Origin of the sequence: Brevibacillus invocatus (assembly GCF_003710915.1) — a bacterium.
Taxonomy (GTDB): domain Bacteria; phylum Bacillota; class Bacilli; order Brevibacillales; family Brevibacillaceae; genus Brevibacillus; species Brevibacillus invocatus.
In genome coordinates this window covers 56,217-69,655 of record NZ_RHHR01000027.1, presented here as the reverse complement: position 1 = coordinate 69,655, position 13,439 = coordinate 56,217, and the positions used below count along the sequence as shown (strand labels likewise).

General features: G+C 45.8%; 20 protein-coding genes and 1 pseudogene. 13 read left to right on the top strand and 8 right to left on the bottom strand.

The genetic code is table 11. From position 1 onward, the window contains the following. Positions 1-160 precede the first annotated feature (160 nt). A complete protein-coding gene (locus EDM52_RS14710) occupies positions 161-913 on the top strand; it encodes an SDR family NAD(P)-dependent oxidoreductase (protein ID WP_122909729.1) in 753 nt (250 codons plus the stop codon). 132 nt (positions 914-1,045) lie between these two features. Next, positions 1,046-1,531, top strand: coding sequence for a hypothetical protein (locus EDM52_RS14705; RefSeq protein ID WP_122909728.1), 486 nt, complete (start codon positions 1,046-1,048; stop codon positions 1,529-1,531). 302 nt (positions 1,532-1,833) lie between these two features. Here the strand turns inward: EDM52_RS14705 and EDM52_RS14695 are convergent, their stop codons facing one another. From EDM52_RS14695 to EDM52_RS14680, 4 genes are all read right to left on the bottom strand, one after another. Beyond that, positions 1,834-2,286, bottom strand: a complete 453-nt coding sequence (locus tag EDM52_RS14695; RefSeq protein WP_122909727.1) for a GNAT family N-acetyltransferase — start codon at positions 2,284-2,286, stop codon at positions 1,834-1,836. Between the two features lie 117 nt (positions 2,287-2,403). Next, on the bottom strand, positions 2,404-2,688 hold the full coding sequence (locus EDM52_RS24365; RefSeq protein ID WP_183185115.1) for a hypothetical protein: 285 nt from the start codon (positions 2,686-2,688) through the stop codon (positions 2,404-2,406). Between the two features lie 262 nt (positions 2,689-2,950). Next, entirely contained in the window at positions 2,951-4,000 is a 1,050-nt protein-coding gene (locus EDM52_RS14685; protein ID WP_122909725.1) for a copper amine oxidase N-terminal domain-containing protein, read from the bottom strand. Positions 4,001-4,237: 237 nt separating this feature from the next. Then, positions 4,238-4,456 (bottom strand): hypothetical protein, encoded by a 219-nt coding sequence (locus tag EDM52_RS14680; protein WP_122909724.1) that lies wholly within the window; start codon positions 4,454-4,456, stop codon positions 4,238-4,240. Positions 4,457-4,724: 268 nt separating this feature from the next. Here EDM52_RS14680 and EDM52_RS14675 point away from each other — a divergent pair, with 268 nt between their 5' ends. After that, entirely contained in the window at positions 4,725-5,417 is a 693-nt protein-coding gene (locus tag EDM52_RS14675) for an arginase family protein (RefSeq protein WP_122909723.1), read from the top strand. Between the two features lie 166 nt (positions 5,418-5,583). On the opposite strand, the gene EDM52_RS24725 is transcribed toward EDM52_RS14675, so the two are convergent. Next, on the bottom strand, positions 5,584-5,748 hold the full coding sequence (locus EDM52_RS24725; RefSeq protein WP_183185113.1) for a hypothetical protein: 165 nt from the start codon (positions 5,746-5,748) through the stop codon (positions 5,584-5,586). A 171-nt stretch (positions 5,749-5,919) separates the two neighbouring features. Here EDM52_RS24725 and EDM52_RS14670 point away from each other — a divergent pair, with 171 nt between their 5' ends. Together EDM52_RS14670 and EDM52_RS14665 are read left to right on the top strand one after the other, a co-directional pair. Beyond that, positions 5,920-6,099 (top strand): hypothetical protein, encoded by a 180-nt coding sequence (locus EDM52_RS14670; RefSeq protein WP_122909722.1) that lies wholly within the window; start codon positions 5,920-5,922, stop codon positions 6,097-6,099. 113 nt (positions 6,100-6,212) lie between these two features. After that, complete coding sequence (locus EDM52_RS14665) at positions 6,213-6,500, top strand: hypothetical protein (RefSeq protein WP_183185111.1); 288 nt, start codon at positions 6,213-6,215, stop codon at positions 6,498-6,500. A 10-nt stretch (positions 6,501-6,510) separates the two neighbouring features. Here EDM52_RS14665 and EDM52_RS14660 read toward each other — a convergent pair whose 3' ends face one another. Both EDM52_RS14660 and EDM52_RS14655 read right to left on the bottom strand, forming a co-directional pair. Next, entirely contained in the window at positions 6,511-7,212 is a 702-nt protein-coding gene (locus EDM52_RS14660) for an SAM-dependent methyltransferase (RefSeq protein WP_122909721.1), read from the bottom strand. A gap of 68 nt (positions 7,213-7,280) precedes the next feature. Continuing rightward, positions 7,281-7,946: a substrate-binding domain-containing protein gene (locus EDM52_RS14655; protein ID WP_122909720.1), complete on the bottom strand. Its 666-nt coding sequence runs from the start codon at positions 7,944-7,946 to the stop codon at positions 7,281-7,283. A 15-nt stretch (positions 7,947-7,961) separates the two neighbouring features. On the opposite strand from EDM52_RS14655, the gene EDM52_RS14650 reads away from it, so the two are divergent. The 4 genes from EDM52_RS14650 (at position 7,962) to EDM52_RS25540 (ending at position 10,295) form a co-directional block, all read left to right on the top strand. Continuing rightward, positions 7,962-8,417 (top strand): CoA transferase, encoded by a 456-nt coding sequence (locus EDM52_RS14650; protein WP_122909719.1) that lies wholly within the window; start codon positions 7,962-7,964, stop codon positions 8,415-8,417. Positions 8,418-8,491: 74 nt separating this feature from the next. Then, positions 8,492-9,622: a GAF domain-containing sensor histidine kinase gene (locus tag EDM52_RS14645; protein ID WP_183185109.1), complete on the top strand. Its 1,131-nt coding sequence runs from the start codon at positions 8,492-8,494 to the stop codon at positions 9,620-9,622. A gap of 28 nt (positions 9,623-9,650) precedes the next feature. After that, the gene (locus EDM52_RS14640) at positions 9,651-10,142 is read left to right on the top strand and encodes a response regulator (RefSeq protein ID WP_338068321.1); all 492 of its coding nucleotides are present in this window, start codon (positions 9,651-9,653) and stop codon (positions 10,140-10,142) included. Positions 10,143-10,154: 12 nt separating this feature from the next. Then, positions 10,155-10,295 carry a LuxR C-terminal-related transcriptional regulator gene (locus EDM52_RS25540; protein ID WP_338068320.1) on the top strand — a complete coding sequence of 47 codons (141 nt, stop codon included), beginning with the start codon at positions 10,155-10,157 and terminating at the stop codon, positions 10,293-10,295. A gap of 104 nt (positions 10,296-10,399) precedes the next feature. Here the strand turns inward: EDM52_RS25540 and EDM52_RS14635 are convergent. Beyond that, positions 10,400-10,838 (bottom strand): annotated as a pseudogene (locus EDM52_RS14635) (CatA-like O-acetyltransferase). Positions 10,839-11,193: 355 nt separating this feature from the next. Here EDM52_RS14635 and EDM52_RS14630 point away from each other — a divergent pair. The 4 genes from EDM52_RS14630 (at position 11,194) to EDM52_RS14620 (ending at position 13,438) form a co-directional block, all read left to right on the top strand. Continuing rightward, entirely contained in the window at positions 11,194-12,192 is a 999-nt protein-coding gene (locus EDM52_RS14630; RefSeq protein ID WP_122909717.1) for a LacI family DNA-binding transcriptional regulator, read from the top strand. Positions 12,193-12,322: 130 nt separating this feature from the next. After that, positions 12,323-12,694, top strand: a complete 372-nt coding sequence (locus EDM52_RS25180; protein ID WP_276330122.1) for a PfkB family carbohydrate kinase — start codon at positions 12,323-12,325, stop codon at positions 12,692-12,694. Next, positions 12,637-13,080: a PfkB family carbohydrate kinase gene (locus EDM52_RS25175; RefSeq protein ID WP_245996932.1), complete on the top strand. Its 444-nt coding sequence runs from the start codon at positions 12,637-12,639 to the stop codon at positions 13,078-13,080. Before EDM52_RS25180 ends, EDM52_RS25175 begins: the two co-directional genes overlap by 58 nt. Continuing rightward, on the top strand, positions 12,974-13,438 hold the full coding sequence (locus tag EDM52_RS14620; RefSeq protein WP_415783051.1) for a PepSY domain-containing protein: 465 nt from the start codon (positions 12,974-12,976) through the stop codon (positions 13,436-13,438). Before EDM52_RS25175 ends, EDM52_RS14620 begins: the two co-directional genes overlap by 107 nt. Position 13,439 lies beyond the last annotated feature (1 nt).

The window sequence follows — 13,439 nt, the reverse complement described above, 5'->3', positions numbered from 1 at the left end:
AATTTTGGGGCTTAAGAGATAATAATTTTGGGCAGAGTGCGCAGCAGGAGAAATTATTTTCTCCTGCTGTTTCGTTATGAGAGGATGATTTTGACACACTGATTTGTATTTGCTGTACTATCAAAATATTGAAATAAATGAATAGGTTGGAGGAGAAACTATGCAGGAGTTGAACGGAAAAGTAGTGCTTATTACGGGAGCAAGTTCTGGAATTGGTCGTGCGACAGCGGAACTATTGGCTTCAAGAGGGGCGAAGGTTGTTATCAATTACAATTCAAACGAAAAGGGTGCGACAGAAACTGTTCAAGCCATTCGAGGGCACGGTGGTGACTGTATAGCTATCCAAGCAGATGTCACGAACAAAGAGCAAGTCGAGGCAATGGTCCAAAAAGTAGTTTCCATTTACGGAGCCGTTCATATATTGGTAAATAATGCTGGCGGAGGAATTAAGCAAAGCACTTTCATGGATATGACTGAGGAACTTTGGGACGAGACGTATGCATTGAATGTAAAAAGCATCCTTCTTTGTTCCCAGGCGGTGTTAAAAGACATGCTATCTCGAAAAAGCGGTAAAATCATTAATCTTTCTTCAGCAGCGGCTCGGATTGGAGGTGCGGGTGAAAGTATCCACTATGCTTCAACAAAAGGTGCAGTAAACACGATGACAGTTGGGATGTCAAGGGAGTTTATCGAACATGGGATAATTGTAAATGGGGTTGCCCCCGGAATGGTTGAAACACCGTTCCATGATAAGTTTGCCCCTGATGGCAACCGCCTCGAACTATTAGTAGCCTCCGTGCCGATGGGACGTGCTGCAACACCATACGAAATTGCAGAGGTCATCAGCTTCCTTGCATCCGATGCATCTAATTATATATTGGGTGAAACGATTACCGTGAGCGGCGGTAGATGAGAATACGTACAGTGCAAGCGAAAGAAGGGTCTTGGCTTTTTTATACATGTTGAACTTTGCAATTTCGCTGATGAGTCAATGGAAATGATATGATAAACTGGAAGCTAACGATAGAGGAAAGGCTGATTGTACATGAACCCAAAAATGACAAGAGCCGGACTTGTTACAGAAGTGATCCAGTACATTGCGGGAGCAATTTTATTGCTATTTGGACTGATTATGATCTGTGGGGCACTTGCTTCCGAACAAACAAAGTTGACCGTAACGGAAGATTTGGTACTTTTTCTTCTGATTGGAGTTCTTCCAGTACTGTTAGGTGGCTGGTTATTGTTTGCGGCAAAAAACAATTCCAAGCTCCGAAAATTAGATGCATTGGAAAATTTGGTGCTTCAGATTGCTTCGCGTAACGGCGGCAATTTAACCGCTTCCGAACTGGCGATGAATTCAAAGCTGTCGATCACGCAGGCAAATGAAGTGTTGGGGCATTTTACGAAGCAGAACGTAGCCTACCTCAAAATAGCGAACAATGGGACGTACGTGTATCAATTTGAGGGAATCATCAGTCAGCAGGACAAAGATCAGGCAGAATCGTTGAAATCCTTGATTTATAAAGAATAGCTTCGTCTGCAATTGATGGCAGAAACCTCAACCTTTCGTGGATGAGGTTTTTTGGTTTGTTCCGTAACCCTCATTCGGAAAAGGGAATAAATGAACTAACCAATCGATATGTAAAAAAACACCCGAATCAATGGAATGTTTGAGGGTGTTGCAGTTCAAAAAGATCGAGGAAGTTACTCTGTTTCATGGACATTAAGAATCAAAATAAATTCCTCCACTTCTACGCCACGTGCGTTTGAAAAGCCCTTGTCTTCTTCGATAATCATGAGGAGGAGATGTTCGTACATCCGATTAGTAAATGCTTATGTAGATCCATCAACCATTGAAAGACATGACATTATTTCGCCCCATGAAGCTTTACCAACAACTTTAAATCCAAGTTTTTCATAAAGACTGGCTGCGGCTTCATTTTCAGGGTGGTAGGCTACCATAATGTTTGTTGTATCAGGCTTTTCTCTGATTCTGTCAATAACCTGTTTCATGGTTTCGATCCCGTAGCCTTTCCCTTGGTGATTGGAATCGATCATGAGTCTATAAATCCAGTATTGCGAATCGACGGGATCTATTCCAAACATGACAAATCCAACCATAGCTTGATCCTTGTACACGGCAAGTGTTTCGAAATTCGGTAAAAATTTTGACTGAGCTAAGGAATACAGATTAGAAGCGATAAAATGTTCTTGGTCCTCACTGGGTTGTAACTGAATGCATTCTTCCCAGTTTTCAGAAGTTATTTCCTTTAGGAGAAGAGTCATGATAGTGCCTCCTTCATTGTTTTTAGGAAAATTATACTACGTCGATGAATGGAGAATACGGAGCTTATCAAAATGTCTATGATGAATTGCTGCTCTCGGGCGTGGAAGACACCATTGCTAATGATTCGGACGTGCTGTCTTATCTATATGAACGGTTCCAAGAAAAGAAACAAACACTTCCGTTTTTTGACGATATTCGGGTGAATCAGAAGGAAGTAGTCCACAGCCGTACTCAATTTCAATGCTTCTACCAAAGGGAACTTTGACTGATTGAAGTGCTTTATCGGTACCACAGCCATCGGTCGTATTCTTCCAAGCTTGATTAAAGCCGGTTATTGCAGTATGTCTTGCGTAGTTGTCTGTGATCCAAGGAGAGAAATAGCTAATGACGATGGCAAGCATTGTAACAACAACAAGAAATACGTATCTCCAGTTCACGGTAACCACCTCTTGAAATCATTATGCCATAAGAACAAGAGGGTTTTACAAATTTTTGAAGTTTCTGAATTTCCATCGCTTATTAAGCCCCATTATTTCCTCCAAGTGTTTACGGTATACTAGACCTTTCTGATTGCGTGAGCAGTAGGTTAGCCAAAATAACCCCAAAGAAAAAACAAGGCCCTCTGCAATTGACTCAGAGGGCCATCGATATTCGAGCAATGGATCATTTTATTCTAGTACCATACTCTTCCATCCCAAAAGAATAGAATTTGATCTCATTTTCATTGATTTTTGAGACGTACCAGTCAAATTCGTATTTCGCTTTTAATAAGACGATTCTTCCATCAGGTTCTGCTTTCCATTGGCCAGTGATCGTACCTCCTGTTGTTTGCCACGAATAAGTGCCGTTAGCCAGGATGCTGAGGGTGTATCCTTGTGCCCCTTTACTATATTCCTGGGTAATCGTTTTCGATCCATCACCATGAGTGGTTGTTCCAGTAGTGGCAAATCCACCAGGAATCCAGATCGACCAGTTACCGACAAAAGAGCTGGTTTGGTTGATGGGCTGCGTTTGTACGGGGACAGCATTCGCTTTACTGGCATCGAGATAAAAATACAACCATTCGTCAATCGTCACTTTTGTGGTAGTGGTTTCAAAATCGACTTTGTATTGGAGAGCTTGGGGTAGTAAATGGAGTGGAATAAAGGTATGGCCATTCACGATTTTCGCCGCTGCTTCTAATTTGACCATGTTGCCATTCACCATTGCCATATCGTTATTCAGGATCAGGTGAACGATGGTATTTTCTTTTCGGAAGGTCAGCAATTGTTTGATTGGATCAAATTGCAGTTCTACTCCAAGCGGTTCTAAAACATCACGTGCAGGGATGAGGATTTTTCCATTCTCAATGACTGGTGATACTGCTGGTTGAAGCAAGGTTGGTTGCTTTGGTGCGTGTATGCCATCGGGTACGGATACTGGCATTTGAGGAGACGGAGAAGTGGATGGTGGATTGTCTTGCCACAGATTTTCTGACCACAGTCCGTTGTTTGGAGGGGGAGTAGGTGAATTTGGAGGTGGATTGTCCTGCCACAAGTTTTCAGACCATAGCTCGGTGTAAGGGTTCTCAGGATTTTGTGTAGACGGTTGTTGGTTAGTGGGTGAACCCAGTTGCCAATCTCCATCCGACCATACATCTGCTGCATGAGCAAGAGGCACAACGCTTAGACAAAAAAAGAAAAGGACAATAATGGCTGCTATTTTTCTTAGCATGTTCTTTCAGATCCTCCTTTTGCTGATATACAATAAGGGTAGCATTAAATACATAATATTCACACAAAATGGTTTCGACAATGAAATCTTGATATGAAGAGCACGAAATACGCGTGGTTTGTCTGAGCGGGAAATGTACTTGAGGAAGCCATTTAGAGGCGATCTTGGTACTAGCTTCAGCATGTGGGGAGTAGGGAAAGAGGAAAAGCCTTTAGAAGAACGTCACGAAAACGAGGGCTACTCCGGATAGTGTAGCCCATAGCCATGAAAAAGCTCACAGATGTAGTGATAGACCCTCGTGTGAACCTCAGGGAAGACAAACGCTACTTCACCCTCATTGAGCTTCCACTTTTCAGAAGATTGCTCGATCCAATACGGTACGTACATGATGTCCAGTGAGTCTTTCAAGTAGCCAACATCACTACTAGGGACAGTGTAGTAAAAAGATATGGTCAAAATGATCACTCTCCTCACAGCCAGTATGCCACAGGAAACAGGATAAAAATAGCATACGGAGGGGAGCAGAATGATTTTTTCTGTGAAAACTTTTTTGTATATGAGGTGTTCAAAATGAAAGAAATGAAATTACTATTTCCGCAGTGGCAAGGTTCGGGAAAGAAAAAAGATCTGCTGGAAGGTGCGTTGTTTATTCGGGATCGTTGGTTAGCGAATGAAAAAGTAACGCAGGTAGAGATAAGGATAGATAGCCAATTGGAATTGGAAAATGATATTCTCCACTCAGATTCTTCAGCAATTAAAAGAAGCGGCTCGCGTGATCAGCGAGGCGAAGCCAGGTGCCATTTTCACCATTGGCGGAGATTGCGGTATTGAAGTCGCTCCCGTATCTTATTTGAACCAAATATACGACGGTGATCTAGCTGTGGTTTGGCTCGATGCACATGGAGATCTCGATACCCCTTCCACTTCGCCGAGCAAGCTCTTTCATGGTATGCCGCTGCGAGCTTTACTGGGCCAGGGGGACGAGGAGATCCTCAAGCAGTGTTTTTCCACTCTTTCCGTCGATCAAGTCATCCTTGCAGGTGTCAGAGATTTGGATGAGCCTGAAGAAAGCTATATTCAGCAGTCATCTATGCGTGTATGGACGGTAAAGCAATTGGAAGAAGGCAGCAGTGAGCTTATAGAATGGATCAACATGCGAGGATTCAGCCATGTCTATATTCATGTAGATTTGGATGTTCTCGATCCGGGTCATTTTCCTTCTACCATGTGCCCGACGCCAAATGGATTGGGTGTCCATGCATTAATGAATATTTTAGAGGAGCTGCAGAGGAATTTTCAGGTTGTTGGGTACAGTGTGACAGAATTTGCCCCCAAGGGTCAGGATGAGATTGATACGTTGCATAAGCTGATTGAATACGGACGCTCGATTCATACAGAAACCGAACAAAAAACCTAACTCATAGACAATCTCGTGATTGCGAACAGCTGAATCAAGAATGGAGAGCGTGCTAGTACAGAAGCAAATCGGGCATGCTGCGCTGCTGCTCACGTGGATGTAACTTTAAGGGTACTAAAAACATGAAAAAAAGCCCTTCTGGAAAAAGATGGGCCTTTTTTCGTTCCTATTCTTCAGGTGTCCGATCCAGAAAAAGCTTCGTGACGGAAGTATAGTCACCCTTCTTGATTTCTTCAGCGGTAGCCTTTTCTTCGAGAGGATCATGACCATTCATGCTTGGGGCTACAGTTGGCTCTTCTTTGGTGCTCGTTTCCTCTTTGTCTTTGTCCATGGGATGATCCACCGCCTTTGCTGCTAGTTTGTGGAAATATGGCTGATTCTATGCTCCTTCTGTCCGAAATCGGCTTAAGGAATACAACCAGAATCCCGATATCACTAAGGGAAGGGAAAGCAGGATCACCCATTTTCGATTCGCCAATAATCCGATAGAGGAGCAATGAACATGAGAGTGGAGCAACAGCTGGTATTTCATTTTGAAAAAGGAGATACCGTGACCGTGAAGACAACAGAACCGGAAGAAATCATTCAAATGATCGCCAATCAAAATGATGGATGGCTTCAATACGACGATGTTGTCATTAATGTGAAGAACGTCTCGTATATCCGAATCCTGAGCGAGTAGCCCCTGCCAGTACCACGACATGATGAAGAAATGCCGAAAACAAGACAAGGTGCAGCGCGATTGCTGCCGACACCTTGTCTTAATATGTCCCATTCGTTTGGAGGGAATGAAGAATGAATCGATCCTATCATCTGGAGCAAGTTGGGAAAGAGGAAGACCTTTACGCTACAAATGGAGAAGCTACTTCAGGATTTGGTCTGTTTCGTTTAACGAATGAGCGCTATCCAGATCTGAAATGCCCAGATGGCTTAGCTGATGCGCATGGAAGGGATATCTTACGTTTTCTTTCAGTAAGCGATATTTATCTCTACAGAAATCCTTATGACAAAAATGATGCGCAATTTGGAGCAAGCGTTTTAGCCAGTATGGAGTGGGAGTTTGTCACAGTCTTTTTACGCTAATCGCTAATGCTTAATCTAACCTTTGCATGCGAAGCATCGTACGGGCACCCTTCTGGAATTGGTAAGAGGCTTCACATTCTTCAGCACTCCATCCTTGACTGCGGACAAAATCGAGTAAGCAATCCATAGACGCATACCGTCTGCCAGATAAATCAACCAGAGGGAAGATGCGAATTTCTGAGCGAGTTACCCTCATCAGCTCGTGGATGGTCTGTACATGAAAAGCGTAATCCAGCCTGTCTGCATACATAAACAGGAAGTGTGCTGACAAGGTTATATCAAATTCCTGCACGGAGAAGGGGAGCTGTGGCAGTGTCGCGGGAACATAGCGTTCTGGTCTGGCTCTCATATCCTTGACACATGCTGTCAGTGCCATCGATCTGTGCTGCTTCAGCTCAGCTACAGACCGGAACTCATTCCATACATAGTTGCTTTGTGTTTTTTCCATCTGTTCCATGGCGTGTTCGATATCCAGAAAGCCCTTGTTCTCCAACTCAGAAACAGAGTGATCGTAGGCGATGTCCGTTGCAGTCACGTCCAATCCGTTCCTTCCGGCGATTGCCGTAAATGAACAAGCACCAGCAGGACAATCCAGCACCCGTTTTCCTGTTAGCTCTTCTTGTGTCAAATCGAACATCTTCAAGTACTCGTCGAACGTTCTCCCGATAAAAACAATGCGATTGATATCCAGCTTTACTCTCTCTCGGCTCATCTCAGCTCATCTCACCTTTCTCATTTTCATACAGGGTACTCGTTTAGCATACTACAGCAATCTAGAAATTAGGAAGGATTTCCCTGTCGATGGCGATTCTTCATGAACTCCACAAATCCCCGTACCGCTGGCAGCCTCATCAACTCTTTTCGATAAAGAATCCAGGTTTTCCACATGATCGGCTCCGAGTCGGGAGTCGTCAAATTCCATTTATACAAACCATCTTTTGGATCAAATACGCTACTCGGAGCGATCGTATAACCCAGGTCATTCTTGACCATGCGCTTGGCCACCTCCACATTATCGACAGTCATCGAAATGAAAGGAGGGGTGGTAAAGTTTTCCCTCCACCAGTTATCGATCACGATGTTGAGTGAGGGCTTAGGCTCATAATCAATACGAGGCATGGCAGGCAGATCGTGTAGTCCTACCTTCTCTTTGGCAATCACACAGATCGTCTCATTCGCAATAATCTCTTTTTCGTCCGGCCAATGCTGGATACCCCGAACGATGGCGACATGCGTTTCTTGCCGATGCAAGGAATGGGTGAGATCCAGATTGGACCCGGTCGTCACTGTAAAATCCACGTTGGGATACTGACGCCTGAAGTCTCGCAGAAGCGCAGGCAGCTTGTAGAAAGCAAAGGACTTGGTCACGGCCAGCTTTAGCGTGCCGGACACCTTTCCTTCCAGATTCAACAAGGTATCTTTCGTCTCCCGGAGCTTGGCTAGCATACGGTAGCGGAGGGGATGAGCGGTTTTACCTCGGTCAACGGATCTGCTGATGGCCCCCCCACCTTGCCTGGCATGGCATTGGCAGATGGAGTGAGCGGTGCGTTCGGAGCGTTGTCTCTGATGATTGCCCTCCATGAGAGGGCGAACAATCCTGAGAGAAAAGGACAGTGCATCGACATCTCTCTTTATGAGCCATTGATGAGACTGCTCGAGCCGCATATTGTGGCGTACGATCAGCTGGGGATTATCGCCAACCGCGTAGGCAATGGAAGCCTGTCAGTCGCACCGAGGAATGCGTATCAAACGAAGGAAGGCAAGTGGGTCGCCATTTCCGGAGCTGATCGTTGTCCGAATAATTACCTGCACAAGTATTGGTTCGTCAAGGCAGAGCTAGCTAGAATGGAGCAAAAAACCATCAAGCGGAACGATTCTATGAACAGGCGATCACGGCTGCACGTCGCTATGGACTGATTCATGACTATGTGGAACGGGCTGATTATCTATCAGTTGTGATATCTGCTCAAGCCTTGTCAGGTGAAATGGAGATGGGCAAACTACTGAGCACATTGATGCGCATCATGCTTCAAAACGCTGGGGCGGAATACGGTGCACTCCTATTCAAAAATGAAGTCTGGATGGTGGAGGCGTATGGCAAGGCAGAGAAGCTGCAAATCGAATCGATTCCGCTGTATGCAGCAGAGCATCTGGTTCCGTCAACGATTATTGAATTTACTGCAAGAACGAAACAAGCCGTGATCCTGCATGATGGTGCAAAAAACAGCATGTTCCAGCGAGATGAATACGTCAAGAAAAAAGAATGCAAATCCGTGCTTTGTTTGCCTATTACCTACCAGAACGAATTGATTTGTCTGTTGTACGTGGAGAATAATTTGTCCAAAGGGGTATTCACAAAGGAACGGCTGGATGTGCTAAAGCTGCTTAGTTCCCAATGTGCTATCTTCATTACCAATGCCAGGCTGTTTGCGCAAATGCAGTTTTTAAATGACAACCTGGAGAATCAAGTTGCAGAACGAACAAGCAGCCTGGAGAAATCGATGAAAGCGACCTCCGAAGTGCTGGCAGAGATGACAGTGTATGCAGAGCGCAATCGAATTGCCCAAGAAATCCACGATATTGTCGGTCACACGCTAACCTCGACCGTTCTTCAGATCGAAGCTGGGAAGCGATTGCTGCATAAAGATATGGACAGCGCTGTCGGGCGTTTGCAGGAAGCGCAAGATCTCGTCCGACACAGTCTCAGCGAGATTCGCAATTCTGTTCACATGATGAAAGAGGACCGATATTATGACATTGGCCAAGCCCTGCAACAGCTGATTCAAGATACGGAACGGAACACAGGAGCGGTCATACATGCAGAGCTGGATTCCGTAGAGCGCTTGCCCTTGATTCATAAAAAAGTTCTCTATCATGCTTTGCAAGAAGGTTTGACCAATGGTATTCGACATGGCAAAAGCACTGAATTTCGTTTTTACTTGTATAATGACGGGGCGAACGTACAATTCACCCTCGCTGACAACGGAGTGGGTGCCAGCAATCTTGAATTGGGATTTGGTCTAAAAATGATGAAAGATCGTGTTCAGCAACTAAAAGGTACATTATCCATTGAGTCCGAACCCAATGAAGGGTGTTTGCTGCGCATCAATCTGCCATACTGAGTGGATGAGATGGGGGATGGGGTACAAGATGATAAAGATAGTCATAGCCGATGATCAGATGTTAACAAGAGAAGGCTTGCGTACCATACTGGATTTGGAGGACGATCTGGAAGTCGTAGGAGTCGCCAGTAATGGGGTGGAGGCTATTGAGTTGACGGCAAAACTTTGTCCAGATCTCGTGATCATGGACATTCAGATGCCCATTATGGACGGAATTACCGCTCTAAAGCAAATCAAGCAAAACTCACCGCAAACCTTCATCCTCATCTTGTCTACGTTTCTCGAGGACAACTATATTATTGATGGCATGGCGAGTGGTGCAAGCGGCTATTTATTGAAGGATATGGATACAGATAAAATGATCGCGGCGATCCGTGATACCGTCTTGGGACAATTTATCTTACCCTCAGCCGTTGCTTCCAAATTGGCGAGCCGCATGTTGCACATGTCTCATGATCAGCATCACTCATCCACGTCCAAAAGCTTAAAGATTGAGCTGACAGATCGAGAAAAGGAATAGGCTGGACTGATCATGAAGGGGTATAACAACCGTGAGATCGCTGCAGAGTTGTATATAGCCGAGGGCACAGTGCGCAATTATATCAGTAATCTCTATCGAAAACTGGATGTTGTCGACCGCGTTCAGGCAATCGTGCGCTTACAGGCATTGTGATCTAAAGGGGTATGGAATGATACGATGTTTTCTACTTGAGTATAAAATCAAAAACCTGCCAATCACCAAAAGGAAGTGTTTGACAGGTTTTGTTTTTTTATTTCTTACACAATAGATCCTCCTGGCAACCATTTGCTGCAATCGTCAGCTCGCTCTTGCAGCTCATTAAACAGGACGCCTGCATGATAGCCGTCGCATACGGCGTGGTGGAGCTGTACCGACAAGGGGAGGAGAGTTCTGCCGTCCTGCTGTGAATATTTTCCCATTGTAAAGATAGGCAAAAGATAGGTCCCTTCCGTGTAGATGTTCAGGTTAAACTTTTCCATGTCATCCAGATAGTCCTTGTAAAACGCGAGGAAGTCATCGCTGTATCATGTGAATCAGTGCCGGGTAGAGTTTGATTCCTTTGCTTCGCAATTCCGTCAGCAGTTGGGTAATGTCCACGATGGCTGTCATGCTGTAGGTGCATCTGACTTGATCGTAATAGTGATCAAAATACGGTTTTCTACGCCAGTTTTCGATATCAATCAGTTGGAATTTCATCGCGGATAACCTCTTAAAATGATCAGCTTGTTCAGATTAGGAGGATTTATCAACTGCTTTTACCATATCCTCATCCCATTCCTCGAAATATTTTCTCCTGTCTGCCAGGGGAACTCGCAGCCTTGTTTTGATTGATTATTCCTCAATCACCAAGCCTTTTCCTCTATTTCCCGACATCGATTCTTCCTGTTACCGAAATCAATTTGGTCATTTCAGACTATAAACATGATATTGACCAGATGGAAAATTCGGATTATTTTATAGTAACCGGTTACATACGAATTGATAATTGTGTTGTTTAAATAGTGATAGATTGTGTAAACCGGTTACACATAGTCGGTGGTGAATGGAAAGTATGAAGGCAACGATCAGAGATGTAGCCAAGCTGGCGGGTGTTTCCGTAGCGACGGTGTCCCGGGTGATGAATAAAAAAGGATACGTGAACAGCGAAACTGAGCAAAAAGTTATGAAAGCGATGAAGCAGCTGCAGTTTGAGCCAAACCAGATGGCGAGGGGATTGGCAGGCAAACGAACGAAGACGATCGCCTTGATTTTGCCGGATATCTCCAATCCGTTTTTCCCCGGGCTCGCCAGGGGTGTCGAGGATATTGCGCAAAACAACGGCTATACCGTGATACTGTGCAACTCGGACGATATGGGAGTAAAAGAACGCTCCTACATCGAGGTATTGAAAAAGAAATACGTAGACGGGATTATCTTTGCTACCAATAATCTGGTACGAGAAGACCTGGAACGGATGGAAGAGGCGCGGATTCCTTTTGTGATGCTGGACCGAGCACCCAATATGGAGTCTGGATGCGTCATTAAGGTCGATAATTTCGGAGGAGCAAAGACGGCTGTCGAGCATCTGCTGGAGGCAGGCTGTAAAAAAATTGCTCACGTCTACGGTCCTCAGGAGCTGGTTACAGCAAAGGAGCGTCTCGAAGGTTACGAGGAAGTGGCGAGGCAGCATCCCTGGTACACCCCGACTCTGATGATCCCTGGAGATTTCACTATCGATGGAGGCATCCGAGCAGTAGACGCCTTGCTCAGCAAGCATCCGGACGTGGATGGTATTTTTGCGGGCAATGACTTGATGGCGGTGGGTGTTCTGAAAGAGTTGAACCGCCGGGGCATATCCATACCGGGGCAAGTGAAAGTTTGCGGTTTTGACGGTGTCAATCTGACGGAGATTACCCAGCCGGAGCTGTCTACGATTGCACAGCCAATCTATCAGATCGGGGAGCTGGCGGCGAACAAGCTGATTGAGCGAATTAATCAGTCTAGTAGCCATTATGAAACCGTAGAGCTAGGAGTCTCGCTTATTGTCAGGGAGTCCACACAAAAAGCATGATGACTCTCCCAGACAAGATTCCGACAGTCGATGAACCCGGAATGAGAGAAGCGCATGTAACGTAGAGAAAGGACGGGTCGGAACGTTCGTATAGTCGAAGGAGCAGTGGAAGAGTGAAGCCAAACTCGTCGTGATTGGAAGTTTGAACATGGACATGGTAGTCCAGACACCACGTTTGCCCGTCATGGGGGAAACCATCCTGGGTCAAAGCGTGCAGTTCGTGCCGGGAGGAAAGGGAGCGAACCAAGCGATTGGACTCGCCAGGCTCGGAGCGGAGCTTGCCATGATCGGCAGCGTTGGCCAGGATCTTTTCGGCGGGGAGCTGCTGGGCTCTTTGCAGACAGGAGGGGTGAACAGCACAGGCGTGAAGAAGACGGAGTCCGGTGAAACAGGGACTGCCTTCATCGTGCTGGCAGAAGGGGATAACAGCACAGCATCATCGTCGTGCCCGGAGCCAATGCCCAGTGCATACCGGCTGACATCGATGCCCAGATCGAGCTGATCGAGCGCGCGGATATTGTTCTGATGCAAATGGAGATACCGCTCGCGACTGTAACCTATGCCGCCAAGGTAGCAAAGCTGCTTCAAAAGACCGTCATTCTCAATCCTGCACCTGCACAAAAGCTGCCGCCTGAATTGTTGGCCAGCGTGGATTATCTGACACCGAACGAAACGGAGCTTTCAATGCTTGCCGAGGGTGAGTCAGATTTGGTAGAAAGAATGGATGCTTTGCTGAAGCAAGGTGTTCGTCACGTCGTGGCAACAGCTCGGAGCACAGGGAGTGGCATACAAGGCTCAAGCTGGATCGCTGCTGCACATTTCCGGCCATCAGGTTCCAGTCGTCGATACGACTGGCGCCGGAGACGCCTTCAATGCATCATTTTCTAATTGTAATCTTATTTCTGTTTCATTTTCAGGCGCTATCATGAGGGAAACGGAGCGGGGTACGCTCTATTACAAATTCGAGACCAATCGGAGTGTAGACGTCTATGTCGATGCCATGACCGGTGAAGCGTGGCGCGAAAACGATCCGGAACGCATGAAGCAAAGGGTGAAAATCAGTCTCGAAGAAGCAAAAAAAATTGCCTTGAACCAGGTGAAAGGAACGATCGTCAAAGCTAAATTGGATGAAGACGACGGACAGTATCTGTACGAAGTGGAAATGCGGACGGACCAATGGCGGGAAGTGGAGTTCGAGATCTCCGCAACGACAGGTGATGTGCTTGATGTAGATTGGGACGATTAAG

Bases quoted from the DNA above. Each gene is read 5' to 3' on its own strand.
- EDM52_RS14710 (WP_122909729.1), top strand. From the start codon at position 161: ATGCAGGAGTTGAACGGAAAAGTAGTGCTTATTACGGGAGCAAGTTCT.
- EDM52_RS14705 (WP_122909728.1), top strand. From the start codon at position 1,046: ATGAACCCAAAAATGACAAGAGCCGGACTTGTTACAGAAGTGATCCAG.
- EDM52_RS14695 (WP_122909727.1), bottom strand. From the start codon at position 2,286: ATGACTCTTCTCCTAAAGGAAATAACTTCTGAAAACTGGGAAGAATGC.
- EDM52_RS24365 (WP_183185115.1), bottom strand. From the start codon at position 2,688: ATGCTTGCCATCGTCATTAGCTATTTCTCTCCTTGGATCACAGACAAC.
- EDM52_RS14685 (WP_122909725.1), bottom strand. From the start codon at position 4,000: ATGCTAAGAAAAATAGCAGCCATTATTGTCCTTTTCTTTTTTTGTCTA.
- EDM52_RS14675 (WP_122909723.1), top strand. From the start codon at position 4,725: ATGATATTCTCCACTCAGATTCTTCAGCAATTAAAAGAAGCGGCTCGC.
- EDM52_RS24725 (WP_183185113.1), bottom strand. From the start codon at position 5,748: ATGGACAAAGACAAAGAGGAAACGAGCACCAAAGAAGAGCCAACTGTA.
- EDM52_RS14670 (WP_122909722.1), top strand. From the start codon at position 5,920: ATGAGAGTGGAGCAACAGCTGGTATTTCATTTTGAAAAAGGAGATACC.
- EDM52_RS14665 (WP_183185111.1), top strand. From the start codon at position 6,213: ATGAATCGATCCTATCATCTGGAGCAAGTTGGGAAAGAGGAAGACCTT.
- EDM52_RS14660 (WP_122909721.1), bottom strand. From the start codon at position 7,212: ATGAGCCGAGAGAGAGTAAAGCTGGATATCAATCGCATTGTTTTTATC.
- EDM52_RS14655 (WP_122909720.1), bottom strand. From the start codon at position 7,946: ATGCTAGCCAAGCTCCGGGAGACGAAAGATACCTTGTTGAATCTGGAA.
- EDM52_RS14650 (WP_122909719.1), top strand. From the start codon at position 7,962: ATGAGCGGTTTTACCTCGGTCAACGGATCTGCTGATGGCCCCCCCACC.
- EDM52_RS14645 (WP_183185109.1), top strand. From the start codon at position 8,492: ATGGGCAAACTACTGAGCACATTGATGCGCATCATGCTTCAAAACGCT.
- EDM52_RS14640 (WP_338068321.1), top strand. From the start codon at position 9,651: ATGATAAAGATAGTCATAGCCGATGATCAGATGTTAACAAGAGAAGGC.
- EDM52_RS25540 (WP_338068320.1), top strand. From the start codon at position 10,155: ATGAAGGGGTATAACAACCGTGAGATCGCTGCAGAGTTGTATATAGCC.
- EDM52_RS14630 (WP_122909717.1), top strand. From the start codon at position 11,194: ATGAAGGCAACGATCAGAGATGTAGCCAAGCTGGCGGGTGTTTCCGTA.